Origin of the sequence: Rhizobium sp. ZPR4 (genome assembly GCF_040215725.1) — a bacterium.
Lineage (GTDB): Bacteria > Pseudomonadota > Alphaproteobacteria > Rhizobiales > Rhizobiaceae > Rhizobium > Rhizobium rhizogenes_D.
In genome coordinates this window covers 1,935,680-1,948,923 of sequence record NZ_CP157967.1, presented here as the reverse complement: position 1 = coordinate 1,948,923, position 13,244 = coordinate 1,935,680, and the positions used below count along the sequence as shown (strand labels likewise).

At 59.3% G+C, this 13,244-nt stretch carries 12 protein-coding genes and 1 other RNA gene; 10 read left to right on the top strand and 3 right to left on the bottom strand.

What is annotated here, in order from left to right; genetic code table 11:
• Positions 1-8 precede the first annotated feature (8 nt).
• Complete coding sequence (locus tag ABOK31_RS09585) at positions 9-1,397, top strand: serine hydrolase (protein ID WP_349958756.1); 1,389 nt, start codon at positions 9-11, stop codon at positions 1,395-1,397.
• A gap of 28 nt (positions 1,398-1,425) precedes the next feature.
• On the opposite strand, the gene ABOK31_RS09580 is transcribed toward ABOK31_RS09585, so the two are convergent.
• From ABOK31_RS09580 to ABOK31_RS09570, 3 genes are all read right to left on the bottom strand, one after another.
• Positions 1,426-2,583, bottom strand: a complete 1,158-nt coding sequence (locus ABOK31_RS09580) for a lytic transglycosylase domain-containing protein (RefSeq protein ID WP_349958754.1) — start codon at positions 2,581-2,583, stop codon at positions 1,426-1,428.
• 135 nt (positions 2,584-2,718) lie between these two features.
• Complete coding sequence (locus tag ABOK31_RS09575; RefSeq protein WP_349958753.1) at positions 2,719-3,354, bottom strand: LysE family translocator; 636 nt, start codon at positions 3,352-3,354, stop codon at positions 2,719-2,721.
• 121 nt (positions 3,355-3,475) lie between these two features.
• Positions 3,476-4,687, bottom strand: a complete 1,212-nt coding sequence (locus tag ABOK31_RS09570; protein WP_174179988.1) for a pyrophosphate--fructose-6-phosphate 1-phosphotransferase — start codon at positions 4,685-4,687, stop codon at positions 3,476-3,478.
• A gap of 274 nt (positions 4,688-4,961) precedes the next feature.
• Between ABOK31_RS09570 and ABOK31_RS09565 the strand changes: the two genes are divergently transcribed.
• From ABOK31_RS09565 to ABOK31_RS09525, 9 genes are all read left to right on the top strand, one after another.
• Positions 4,962-5,672, top strand: coding sequence for a DnaJ family molecular chaperone (locus tag ABOK31_RS09565; protein WP_174179986.1), 711 nt, complete (start codon positions 4,962-4,964; stop codon positions 5,670-5,672).
• The gene (locus ABOK31_RS09560) at positions 5,669-6,430 is read left to right on the top strand and encodes an N-acetylmuramoyl-L-alanine amidase (protein ID WP_349958752.1); all 762 of its coding nucleotides are present in this window, start codon (positions 5,669-5,671) and stop codon (positions 6,428-6,430) included. The genes ABOK31_RS09565 and ABOK31_RS09560 overlap by 4 nt, the downstream gene beginning before the upstream one ends.
• Positions 6,431-6,696: 266 nt before the next feature.
• Positions 6,697-7,254, top strand: coding sequence for a transglycosylase SLT domain-containing protein (locus ABOK31_RS09555; RefSeq protein WP_174179982.1), 558 nt, complete (start codon positions 6,697-6,699; stop codon positions 7,252-7,254).
• 78 nt (positions 7,255-7,332) lie between these two features.
• Complete coding sequence (locus ABOK31_RS09550) at positions 7,333-8,526, top strand: FAD-dependent oxidoreductase (RefSeq protein WP_349958749.1); 1,194 nt, start codon at positions 7,333-7,335, stop codon at positions 8,524-8,526.
• Positions 8,527-8,593: 67 nt separating this feature from the next.
• Positions 8,594-8,993, top strand: an RNA gene (rnpB, locus tag ABOK31_RS09545) — RNase P RNA component class A.
• Positions 8,994-9,423: 430 nt separating this feature from the next.
• Positions 9,424-9,864 carry a division/cell wall cluster transcriptional repressor MraZ gene (gene mraZ / locus ABOK31_RS09540; protein WP_075850928.1) on the top strand — a complete coding sequence of 147 codons (441 nt, stop codon included), beginning with the start codon at positions 9,424-9,426 and terminating at the stop codon, positions 9,862-9,864.
• A gap of 14 nt (positions 9,865-9,878) precedes the next feature.
• A complete protein-coding gene (rsmH, locus tag ABOK31_RS09535; RefSeq protein ID WP_349958748.1) occupies positions 9,879-10,904 on the top strand; it encodes a 16S rRNA (cytosine(1402)-N(4))-methyltransferase RsmH in 1,026 nt (341 codons plus the stop codon).
• Between the two features lies 1 nt (position 10,905).
• Positions 10,906-11,427 carry a hypothetical protein gene (locus ABOK31_RS09530; protein ID WP_174179976.1) on the top strand — a complete coding sequence of 174 codons (522 nt, stop codon included), beginning with the start codon at positions 10,906-10,908 and terminating at the stop codon, positions 11,425-11,427.
• Positions 11,427-13,181: a penicillin-binding protein 2 gene (locus ABOK31_RS09525; RefSeq protein WP_174179974.1), complete on the top strand. Its 1,755-nt coding sequence runs from the start codon at positions 11,427-11,429 to the stop codon at positions 13,179-13,181. Before ABOK31_RS09530 ends, ABOK31_RS09525 begins: the two co-directional genes overlap by 1 nt.
• The last annotated feature ends 63 nt before the right edge of the window (positions 13,182-13,244 follow it).

Here is a 13,244-nt window from a genome sequence, read left to right as displayed (position 1 = left end):
TATGTAACATGCGTTTGATATCGAGAGTGATCGGGGCTCTGGTTGTTCTGCTGCTGATCATTGTCGCCGGCGGGGCCGTATGGCTGTCTGTTTATCCGCCGGAATTGCTCAGGGTTGGCGACGGCTATGCGGCAAAGATCGTCTGCTCCAATACGTTCGTGGCCAAACGAGACCCGGACAAGGTAATGGAGGAGGATGTGCAGGCTCCCGGCAATCCGGCGCTTAAGCTCATTCGGGTCTTCGTCGACCGCGACGAAGGGGTTGTCACGGCCCGCTTCCTCGGATTGTTCGCGCCGAACCGTGCGCTCTATCGCGGCGCGCTCGGCTGTGCGCTGGTGCCGGACGGAGATCTGCAGGCGGCTCGCAGCGCCGTCTTCCTCAATAAGGTCAAGGCGCCGAAGAGCGATGCTGTGTGGCCGGATGGGGATACGGTAAACCTCGGTCAGGGCGACGAGGGGACGAAGCTTGCCAACATCGTATCGAATTCGGATCTCGCCGGGCCTGCCATGCGCGCGATCGTCGTCGTCAAGGATGGGCGCATCGTCGCGGAGACCTATGGCGATGGCTTCAGCAAGGGGACACCCCTGATCGGCTGGTCGATGACCAAGACGGTCAATGCCGCCATCATCGGCCGCCTCATGCTGGCCGGGCGCATGTCCTTCGACGATCGGAATCTTCTGCCGCAATGGAGTGCGGACTCACGCAAGGACATCAAGCTCAGCGATCTTCTCGCCATGGAGAGCGGCCTTGCCTTCAACGAGTCATATGGCACCGTATCGGACGTGACGCGTATGCTCTATCTCGATCCGGATGTGACCAGCATCGCAGCCAACGCGCATCAATTGGCTGCGCCCGGCGAGCGTTTCAGCTATTCCAGCGGTACGGCAGCACTGCTTTCGCGCCTCTGGATGAACCGGCTGCCTAATCTCAGCGCTGCCATCTCCTATCCGCGCGAGGCACTTTTCGGGCCGCTCGGCATGTACAGCGCCGTTTTCGAGGCCGATGAGCGCGGCACCTTCGTCGGCAGCTCCTATCTCTACGCCAACGCCCGGGACTGGGCACGCTTCGGCCTCTTTCTGCTGCAGGACGGGGTCTGGAATGGGCATCGCCTGCTGCCGGAAGGTTTTGTCGGCGCCATGCGCACGCCGACGAAGGCTTCCGAGAGCGTTTACTCGCAGGTTCAGGCCTGGCTTGCAGGCCCCGGCGGCTCCAATGCACAATTTGGCCTGCCTGCAGATACCTTCTGGATGACCGGTCACGACGGCCAAACGATCGCAATCGTTCCGTCTGCCAATCTCGTTGTCGTGCGGATGGGGTTGACGCCGACCTGGGCGGACTATCGGCCACAAATCCTGGTGAAGCGGATCATGGATGTAATAAAGCCGGCCACGAACTAGGCCGGCTTTTCAGACTATCTCGATAAGATCAGTAATTGCCGTTGGCAACGTCCGTCAGGCCTTTGCGCTTGGCATCGTAGTAGTAGCCACGAGCGTAGAGCTGGACCGCATTGACTTCCTTGTTTTCTGCCTTGCTGTCTGCCGTCATCCAGGCGCCGCGCAGATATTTGGCGGCGTATTTGATGTTGGTTTCGGCATCGAGAAGGCCGGACGCCGGGCCTTCGTAGCCCATGGACTTCGCCGTATTGTACTTGATCTGCATCAGGCCGAAATATCCAGCGCGGTTATAGGCCTTTGGATTGTAGCGGCTTTCGCGGTGAACGACGCGATGGATCAGGGATTCCGGAATTTCGTAGAGCTTGGCGTATTTCTGGATGAGCTTCGAAACGTAGCTCTTCTCTGCCGCCGGAACATCGGAATCATAATTCGGAGTGTTGGTGGTGGTCATGACAGCCGGGACGACCGTCGGGCCGCTGCTGTCGAAATTGAAGTCATAATGCATGCGGTTGTCCGCATAGCGCTGTACGCCGATCTGAGCGGGTGTGGCGAAGGCGACTTCTGCCTGTGCCATCGAATCGGGACGCGGCGTCGGCACCGCAACCTGGATGGCCGCGACATCCGATGTCATCGGAATGGTCGGCTCTCTCTGAGCCACGGAGGCGGAAACCGGCGTGAGCGCGGCATCGCCGGGGCGTGCCGGATTGGGCATCGGGATCGCGACCACGGAAGGCACCAGAGGCACGTCTGATGCTGCATAGGCCGCAGCCGTTGATGTGCCGCCAGCGGATGCGCCCGTTGCCGCAGCGATTGCGGCGGTGCCCTGATTGGTCGCGTTTGCCGCCGGCGCGCCGAAGCGGCCCGCGTCCATCTGCTGCTGAGCTACAGCCGCGGCCGCAACGTTTGTCGTGCCCGGAACAACGCGACCGGACTTTAAGATTGCTGTCTGTTGCGGCTGGCGCGGGCCGATGAAGCCCGGAGCGACCGCGGCGATTGTCGCGCTACCTGCAGGCGCGACTGCGCCGGTTGCGGTCAGGGTCGTATTCGGATGCGGCACGTTGGTGTGTGCCGACGGGAGTTCTGCCTGAGACGTCTGCTGCTGAGTGCTTGCGCACCCGGCGAGCGCGCCGCACATCACTGCCGATAAGGCAACGCTGCGCTTCAGGCTGGGAAATCCGATCGTTACCATTCTGTCACTTTCGAAAAAAACCAAACCTAATTTCGATGCAATTCGGCCACAGGACCGCCAAATTCGGTCACAGGATCGATAAAATTATGAATCCCCATTAACCTATCCGTGATCACCCCGCAACCCTGCACCGCTTCAGGCGGCCATCCGGCGGTATCCGGCTGTCACTGCACCGGCTGCGATCAGCAAGGTTCCGCTCGTTCTGTTAACGGCGCGTTGCACGCTTGCCTTGCGGATGAAGCCGCGTGCCATGTCCGCGACGAACACGTAAATGAGCGAGTTCAGCGCGGCTAAAGTGAGGAAAGTTGCCTCTAGAATAAGCGTTTGCTCAAGAAATGGCTTCGACATGTCGAGAAATTGCGGGACGAACGCAATGAAGAAAACGATGCTTTTTGGGTTGAGGGCAGTTACAACATATGCGTGTAAGAGAATTTTTAACGGTTTTTCCTCTGGGAGATTGTCATTATCGCCGAGCGGACCTGTTACGATGGGTGCTCTCCACAGCTTGATTCCGAGGAAAACGAGGTAGGCTGCGCCGATCAATTTAAGAATCGTGAATAATGTCGCTGATGTGGCGAGGAGGGCGCCGAGACCAGCGAGCGAGGCGGTCATCGCCGTGAAATCGCCAAGCGTGACGCCCGTCACCGTTGCCAGGGCCGTTTTGCGGCCGTGGCCAAGCGCATAGGATATGACAAGGAGAATGGTAGGACCCGGTATGGCCAACATGATGCAGGACGCGGCGGCGAAAGCGAGCCAGGTTTCGATGGACATGGAATCCTCCCCTAATTCCTATTTCGCCGCCAGCAAAGACATCGGATTGGCCATCCGTCAATCCACCTGATTATCAATCAGGCCGATTGATCGCAGATCAGTCCGGTTGATCACCGATGACTCAGATCTGTGTGTATTTCTGCCCGATATGGTCCATGACTTCGGCGAACCAGGGAGCGGAGATATCGAAGGCCTTGCCGCCCTTGATGCGCGGGAATTCGATAACGCGCAGCTTGCCGCCCTGACCTTCGTCATGTCCGGTGACGCCCGATACCTTATTCAGCGCACTTTCCACTGCGAGATCGACCATGCCCTGGATCAGGCGCAGGTCTTCGCCGTTTGCAGGCGCGGAGCGTGCGAAATAGCCCGACTTCTGCACCATGGAGCGTTCGGCGCCGATGATTGCTGCGAACTGCTTCTGGAACCAGCCGCCGACATTGATGGTGTCGATCTTCACATGGCCGAAGGCATCGCGCTTGACGGTTTCGCCCGAGGCTTCCCGTTCGGTGACGATGGAGTCGAGGCCGGCGCCTTCCGACACGAAGAGCGTTACCTGGCCGGTCTTCTCCATGATGTTGCGCAGCCGTTCGCCTTCCGCCTCGATATCGAACACCATCTCCGGCAGGTAAAGGCCGTCGATGCGCTTCAGGTCGGCATTCATCATGAAGCCTTCGACATATTCGTTGGCGCTGGTCTTCTGGATGTAGGCGCGCGCGGTCGCTGCCGTCAGCCAACCACAGTGACGGCCCATCACTTCGTGGATGACGAGTGTTTTCGGTGCGGCGGTCTGTTCGTTGCTGACATTGTCAAAGAAGTCAGCGCCGACTTCGGCGGCCGTCCAGGCGCCAAGGGACTGACGGATCGGCACGACGTCGTTGTCGACGGTCTTCGGCAGGCCGACGACGGTCAGATCATAGCCGTTGGCGCCGAGATAAGCAGCGAGATCGGCGGCGGTCGTATTGGTGTCGTCGCCGCCGATCGTGTGAAGGATGGTGACGCCGTCGGAAGCCAGCCGCTCGGCTGCGACGCGCAGCGGGTTTTCGCCTTCCTTGACCAGGCCGCGCTTGACGCAGTCTGCGATGTTCGTGAGCTTGACGCGGCTGTTGCCGATCGGCGAACCGCCATAGCGGTGCAGCAGATAGGCCTTTTCTCGCATGGCCTGCGTCACCTCGATGCTGTCACCCAGCAGAACCCCCTGGTAGCCGGAACGATAGGCTATCATGTCGAGATCGGGCGCCACATCGCTATAGCGCTGGATCAGCCCGCCAACGGCAGACGAAAGGCAGGGCGCCAATCCACCGGCAGTGAGCATTGCGACTTTCTGTTTGGCCATGGGGATCCTCCTTGCAGGCAAGCTGCGTCATTTCAATGGTTGCGGTGGAATGGATGCGACAGGCAGGCAAGGGTGTAAAGTAAAGAATTTAAGAAAGCGGCGGTTTGTTTCGTCTTCAAAAGCCGGGCGAGGGCAATTGGACGACAGTTCGCAATGCAGCATCATTACCAAATTGTGAAAAGTGTTTTCGGGCTTGCGACGAATGGACTGCTTGCAATGGCAACCATTATTTGATCAAGGTGTTCTACTATTTGAGTAGGATATAGAGACCGGCATGTCGTTCTGGGAAAAATTGCTGAATGCTATCGGTAGCACCGCCGGCAATGCCCTGTCGGCGGTGGTCGAGGCTATTCGCACCGTCTTTGAAGGCGATCCAGAAACGCGCCGCAAAGTGGCATTTTCCGTCGCCATAATCGCTCTTTCCGCCAAAATGGCGAAAGCGGACGGCGTGGTGACGGAAAACGAGGTCAACGCGTTTCGCGAGATCTTCGAATTTCCGCCCGATCAGGCGAAAAATGTCGCTCGTCTTTATAATCTGGCACGTCAGGACGTGGCCGGCTACGAAGCCTATGCGGAGCGGCTTTCCTCTCTTTGCGAAACCTGCACGAAGAATTGCCCTGTGCTGGAAGACGTGCTGGACGGCCTCTTCCATATCGCCAAGGCCGACGGTCTGATCCATGAGAAGGAAATGGCGTTCCTTCAGCATGTGGCCGAAATCTTCCATATGAGCGAGGAGCGGTTCGAGCAGATCATGGCGCGACATGTCAATGTCGGCGGTCGCGATCCCTACAAGGTGCTCGGTGTCTCGCGCCAGGACGATTTCCCGACGATCCGCCGCCGCTACCATGGCCTCGTCTACGAGAACCATCCGGATCGCCTCGTGTCGCGAGGGGTTCCCGAGGAGTTCCACGTCATCGCCAATGAGCGCATGGCAGCTCTGAATGCGGCTTATGCCGAGATCGAGAAAGAACGCCGCGCAGCATGAGTGCATTCAAGGCCGATTTCGCTCGCGCCCAGGTGCAGCCTTCGCCGAACCATGGCGAGAGGCGAGATGGACGTCGGCCTGATATCATCCTTCTGCATTATACCGGCATGGGGACCGCCGAAGGAGCTTTGGACTGGCTCTGTCGTCCGGAGAGTCAGGTGTCGAGCCACTATTTCGTCTTCGAGGACGGTCGCGTCATGCAGCTTGTTCCAGAGGAGCGCCGAGCCTGGCATGCGGGCAAGAGCTCCTGGCATGGCGAAACAGACATCAACTCATCGTCGATCGGCATAGAGATCGCCAATGCCGGCCACCCCGGCGGACTGCCTGAATTCCCCGATGCGCAGATCGAAGCGGTGATCGAACTGTGTCGCGATTGCGGCCAACGCTGGGCAATCGCACCCGAACATGTGCTTGGACACTCCGATGTCGCGCCTGTGCGCAAGGTCGATCCAGGCGAGAAATTCCCTTGGGCACGGCTGGCTGCGGCAGGTGTCGGACACTGGGTTGAGCCGGCTTCGATCACCGGCGGTCGCTTCTTCCAGAAGGGCGATGTGGGTCAGCCGATCGAGGCTCTGCAGTCGATGCTTTCGCTCTATGGCTACAGCACTGAAATAAATGGCGAATTCTCGGAAAAGCTCAAAGGGGACGTTGAGGCCTTCCAACGTCATTTCCGGCAGGAGCGAGTGGACGGCATTGCTGATTTCTCCACGATCGATACGCTGCATCGCCTACTTTCGACTTTGCCCCGTTATTCGTAACTCGTTCGATCCCGTGGTCTGCATCTATAGCCGGCTATAGATGCAAAAAAGCGTAACTCCCTGCTACGCCACAGCTTTTCCCTATTATCTCCGCATTGCATTGGTCTAACGACGCTCGCTGAACGGCGGTCGCGCCGTCTGGGTTTGTGTGTCGCGCGGCCGTAGACGACCAATGGGGACTGTGCATTCCGGCGGCTCTTTTTGCCTCCAGCCGGACGTGATGGCTTGTGCTGTCCGCGGTCCCGCCCCTGGAGACAAAAGACTACATGAAAAATTTGATTGTTGCGGCTGTGGCATGCGTGGGCGTGCTGCTGGTGGGATATGATTGCGCCTTTGCGGGCCAGCGTCACGCAAAACAGAAAACTGTTCCTCTCAAGATCGTCAGCCGCACCACCGGCTTTCCGGTTCCCAATGTTCCCGCCGAATTGCGCGACGCCGAGACCTCCTTCGCACGGCAAAATCGCTATTCCGCACTGATTGCCAAATATGCCAAGCAAAACGGCGTTGCAGTTGAACTGGCGACCGCCGTCATCAAGATCGAAAGCAATTTTAATCCGCAAACCCGGGGTAGCGCGGGCGAGATCGGCCTGATGCAGATCAAGCCGGCAACGGCCCGGCTGATGGGATATTCCGGACGAGCCAAGGGGCTGTACGATCCCGAGACGAACATCAAGTTCGGCATGAAATATCTTGCCATGGCACAGGATCTCGGCGGCGGTCCGACCTGCAACACCATCCTCAAATACAATGCCGGGCATGGTGCCACGCGCATGAACCCGATCTCGAAGCGCTATTGCGGCAAGGTGCTTGCACTTCTGGATTGACATTCATGCTAGGATTTCGAGTAGGGCGGAATCGCTTTCCGTGCTATCGAAATCGCGACTATGGATGAGGGTTACAGCATGGCAGCGGATTTCAGGTTCATCGTCGTTGGCCGGGGCATGATGGGAGCAGCGGCTGCCCGTCACCTGGCAAACCAAACGGACGGCGTTGCCGTCATCGGGCCGGATGAACCTGAAGATCACGCCAGCCATCAGGGCGTCTTCGGCAGTCATTACGATGAGGGCCGCATCACCCGCACGATCGATCCGGACACGGATTGGGCTCGCCTCGCAAACCGTTCGATCAGTCGCTATGCGGATATCGAACGGGATAGCGGCATCCAATTCTATGCGCCGGTCGGCTGCCTTGTCGTCGGTCCGAAGCGGGGCGGCGAAACGAGTTATGTCGGTGATGTCGTAGAAGCGGCCGGACGTCTCGGCGTACAGACGGACATTCTCGACGATGCCGAGCTCAAGGCGAGGTTTCCCTTCTTCTCCTTCGCATCGGGAAGCGAAGGGGTGTTCGAACCGCACGGGGCCGGCCATATCAGCCCGCGCCGGCTGGTCAAGGCGCAGTCTCTGCTGGCAGAGAAAGCCGGCGCGCGCGTCATCAAGCAGACGGCGCTGTCGATCCGCGACGAGGGCGGATTTGCAGCCGTGACAACCGCCGAGGGCGAGACATTCAGCGCCGAAAGAATATTGCTCGCCGCCGGCGGTTTCTCCATTGCCGAGAATCTCTTGCAGCAGCCGGTTGAGATGAAGGTTTATGGCCGCACGGTCACTTTCTTCGAGGTCAGTGAGACCGAGGCTGAGGCGCTTTCCGGCATGCCTTCGCTGATATCGAAAGCAGCTGACGATGTGGACAGCATCTACATGTTGCCGCCGATCCGCTATCCGGATGGCAAATACTACATGAAGATCGGTGGCGATCCCGACGATCTGCAATTCAAGACCGAGGCGGAACTGCGCGCATGGTTCCGTACCGCCGGCCGCGAGAAGGCGCGCGAGCATCTGGTGCGGATATTCCACGGGCTCGTTCCTGGCGTAAAACGGCCACCGGCTTTCACCAATTCCTGCGCTGTCTCCTATTCGCCGACCGGCTACCCCATGATCGGCTACACCTCTTCGCCGCGCGTTGCGGTTCTGACGGGCGGCTGCGGCACGGCTGCCAAGAGTTCAGATGAAATCGGCAGGCTCGGGGCGGAGATGCTGCTCGCAGGTCGAATCAAGGACGAAGGCTACAGCACGGATTTCTCAGCGCATTTCCGCAACTGACATCCGCTCTTCACAAATCAGCATATTTCGATGGCAATTGCGAGCGGTCTCGGTTAATGAGCCTGTGCCAGTTGGCCGGGCAGCCGCGCTTCATCAATGCCGAAAGGCGATGAGGTGAGGAAAGTCCGGGCTCCACGGAAACACGGTGCCGGATAACGTCCGGCGGGGGCAACCTCAGGGAAAGTGCCACAGAAAGCAAACCGCCCGATCTCAGGATCGGGTAAGGGTGAAAGGGTGGGGTAAGAGCCCACCGCGTCTCTGGAAACAGCGACGGCACGGAAAACCCCACCGGGAGCAAAACCGAATAGGGATGACACGGAGCGCGCAAGCGCTCCAGCCTGTTTCCGGGCCGGTCATCCGGGTGGGTTGCAAGAGGCGTCGCGCAAGCGCCGTCCCAGATGAATGGCTGCCACGTTCCGGCCTCGGTCGGAGCCATACAGAACCCGGCTTACAGGCCAACTGGCAAATCATCGCGTCACTTCGAAAGGCGCGTCCGACGCTCCCGCGAAATAATTTTGGACGCTGCCGAATGCCCTGAGTTTCTGGGGTTCCCGGCCTCGGTGGGCGAGGGTTTTCGCTTGTGAAAACAATCCGTTTCGGGACGTCTCCTGAAGCCGATCCTAACCTTTCGTTAAACTTAACGTCTTATGAATATTCAGGCTGCGGCCGCGTCTGACGTGGCTTCATCCCATTGACGCCCATATGGTCCCATGGTATCCCAAAACAACACTGCACAAGGGCAAATCAGAGCCCAATCATCGCAAAGCCATGATTGCTCCCGTTCTGGGGGTGTCGAGAGGGTGTCGGCTCTTTCGGCTTGCGAAGCTGTGTCCGATTTTGGCTGTGCCTGTAAGCGAGTAGCGGCTTGCGGGTCATGGGGGACGGGTGTTTCGCGTCATGAACCGCTTCCTGTCAAATGCGACCAACCGGATCGATTCCAAGGGGCGGGTTTCCGTGCCTGCGGCCTTTCGTTCCGTACTGGCGGAGCGCAATATCCAGGAGCTGTACTGCTTTCAGGATTTTGTGTTTCCGGCGATCAGCGTCGGCGGTCTCGATCTGCTCGATCGCTTCGAGCGGCAGATTGCGGCGGACGATCCGTTTTCGCCGGCGGCGAACCAGATGTCGCTCCTCATTCACGGGGGCGGGGTCTTCATGAAGCTCGACGCCGAAGGGCGGTTGATGGTCACGGATTTCATCCGCGACTTTACCGGAATTGCAGGCGAAGTGACCTTTGTCGGTCGGGCGGATCATTTTCAATTGTGGCGACCGGAGGCCTTCCTGGCCTTGCAGTCGCAGGCACGAGAGGAGCGCAGGCTGGCGGGCAGGCGCTCGGAATAGAGCGGAGAAGCGGAATGGCGGCGAATTCAGGCGGAGGTTCTTCTGATGCCGGTGGCGGACCAGTTCGTCACATTCCGGTTCTTCTTCCAGAAGTGATCGAGGCGCTGGCTCCGGCGCCCGGCAAGATCATCCTCGATGGAACGTTCGGGGCTGGCGGTTATACGTCGGCCGTCCTCAAGACCGGTGCCAATGTGATCGCGCTCGATCGCGATCCGACGGCGATTGCTGCAGGGCAGGCGCTCGTTTCTGCCCATGCCGGCCACCTCAATCTTATTCAATCGCAGTTTTCCGAGCTGGCCGATCACGCGCCCGATGGCGGCCTTGATGGCGTCGTGCTCGATATCGGCGTCTCGTCCATGCAGATCGACGAAGCCGAGCGCGGCTTTTCCTTCAGCAAGAACGGCCCGCTCGATATGCGCATGTCGGCAAGCGGCGTGTCGGCCGCAGATGTCGTCAATCGCGCAAAGCTCGCCGATCTCATTCGCATCTTCGTGTTTCTGGGCGAGGAAAAGCAGGCGCCGCGCATCGCGCATGCGATCGAGAAGCGTCGTGCAGAAGCTCCTTTCGTGACCACCCGCGATCTGGCCGGGCTGATCGAGATCGTGACGCCGCGAAAGGCCAAGGACAAGATTCATCCGGCGACGCGGGTCTTCCAGGCCTTGCGGATTTTCGTCAATGACGAGCTCGGCGAGCTGGCCCAGGCATTGTTTGCGGCAGAGCGCGCCCTCAAGCCGGGCGGCCGCCTCGTTGTTGTCACCTTCCATTCGCTGGAAGACCGGATCGTCAAGAAGTTCTTCGCCGATCGCTCGGGCCGTGCTGCCGGATCGCGTCACATGCCGATCGTAAATGAGCGGCCTGCCACCTTCGAGCCGGTCGGCAAGTCGATGATTTCTGCGAGTGACGCTGAGGCGGAAGTCAATCCGCGCGCTCGTTCGGCCAAATTGCGTGCGGGGGTTCGCACTTTGGCTCCGGCGGAGGCTGCAGATCTTTCGATTTTCGATCTGCCCAATCTCGCCAGTCTCGGAAAGCTTGGGGGCTAAAATGCTGAAGACTTTTGACATCGTGCTGATCGGCGTCATGACGGCCATGGCCAGCGTGACCTATACGATCAAGCATCGTGCCGAGCTGAAGCTGGAAGAGGTTCATCGCCTCGAATCCGAAATCAAGCTTGAGAGGGATACGATCGATCTCCTCAAGGCGGACTGGGCGCTGGTTTCTCAGCCGAACCGGCTCGAGCGCCTCGTCAATAACTATAATAGCGAACTTCAGCTGCAGCCGACGCTCTCGACGGCGATCGTTCAGCCGAGCGAATTGCCGATGCTGCGTTCGCAGCTTCCGCCGCCAACGGTAACGGCCTCCAACGATCCGAAGAGCGGCAAGGCGGGCGGCGCCAAGAGCGGCGCGTCGGTCGCCTCGAGCAATGGCGATACGACGGATGCGCAGATCAGGAAGGCCATTGCCGATGTGGCTGCCGCTCCGGCGCCGAGGCCGAAACCACCCGCCCTTGCCAAGCGCAAGAAGCCGGATGTCGACAACATGGCAACGGGATCGGTGAGGGAATAATGTCTTTTCTTTCTCGCATCATGGTCCTGAAGAGCAAGGCCCACTTCTCCACCGACGGCAACAACCGCCCGGGCGACGGATCCTCTCGTTCGAGCTTCGAGGGCGTGCGCAAGCGCAAGTCCAATCAGGCAAAAAGCCGCGTCGTCCTGTTGGTCGCGAGCTTCGTTGCAGTCTACTGCGTGATCGGCGGCCGGCTTGCCCAGTTCGCCATGACCTTGCCGGATATGACGTCGAGCATTCTGCCGCCGGATCGTCTGATGGCCTCGCGTCCTGATATCGTCGACCGCAACGGCGCCCTGCTTGCAACCGACATCCGCACCGTCTCGCTGTTTGCCGAGCCGAACAAGATCATCGATGTGGACGAAGCTGTTGAGGAATTGCGCAAGGTCCTGCCGGATCTCGACGCCAAGTCGACCTATAAGAAGCTTTCGGCGAAGTCCTCGCACTTTGCCTGGCTGCGTCGGCAGCTGACGCCGAAGCAGCAGAGCCAGATTCTGGCGCTCGGCATTCCCGGCATCGGCTTCCGCCCCGAGAAGCGCCGCTTCTATCCAGGCGGTACGACCGCCCCTCACATTCTCGGCTACGTCAATATCGACAATCGCGGCGTTGCCGGAATGGAGAGATATATCGACGACCAGGGGCTTGCCGATCTCGCTGCTGCCGGCATGACCAACGATCAGCCGCTGCAGCCGGTGAAGCTTTCGATCGATCTGCGCGTGCAGGGTATTGTCCGCGATGCGGTCGTCAACGCAGTGAAGAATTTTCAAGCCAAGGGCGCGGGCGCCGCGGTGCTCGACGTGCATACGGGTGAGGTGCTGGGCTTGGCCTCGGCTCCCGACTTCGATCCGAATTATCCGAACGAGGGCGCCACCGAAGGCTGGCTCAACCGCATGACGAACGGAACGTTCGAAATGGGATCGACCTTCAAGACCTTCACCATGGCGATGGCGCTGGATGATGGCAAGATAACGTTACGTAATGCCTTCGATGCCACTAATCCGATCCGTATCGGTGGCTTTACCATCAAGGATTTCCACGGCCAGCGTCGCGTTTTGACCGTTCCTGAAATTTTCCAGTATTCCTCGAACATCGGCACGGCCAAGATCGCCGATCTCGTCGGTATCGATGGCCATAAGGAATTCCTCACCCGTATCGGCCTACTCACGAAGATGCAGACCGAATTGCCCGAGGTGAAAATGCCGTCGCAGCCACGCGTCTGGAAAAAGATCAATTCTATCACGATCTCCTTCGGTCATGGTGTCTCGACGACGCCGCTGCAGACAGCTGTCGCGGGAGCCGCACTCGTCAATGGCGGTAAGCTGATCGAGCCGACCTTCCTGCCGCGCACGCGCGACCAGGCGGATGCCATTGCCAAGATGGTCGTGAAGAAGAGCACCAGCGACGACGTCCGCTTTCTTCTCGAGTTCAACGGCACGAGAGGCTCGGGTCGCAATGCACGCGTTCCCGGCTACAATGTCGGCAGCAAGACCGGCACGGCCGATAAGGTCGTCAACGGCCGGTATTCCAATACGCTGAACTTCAATACCTTTATGGCTGTGTTTCCGATCGACAATCCGCAATACATCGTCATGACCTTCATCGACGAGCCGAAGAGCGGCGAGCGCGGCGGCGGAACGATTTCGGCCTTTACGGCCTTGCCGATCGCCCGTGATATCGTCGCCCGCTCGGCGCCGATTCTCGGGGTACAGCCCAGTTTTGGAAAAGATGACTCGGCCTTGCTGGCGTCTTATTAAGCGTGAAAGAATACACACGTCGATTCGCGAGGGGCGGACTGATCGAGAAGGCGAAAAGTACAT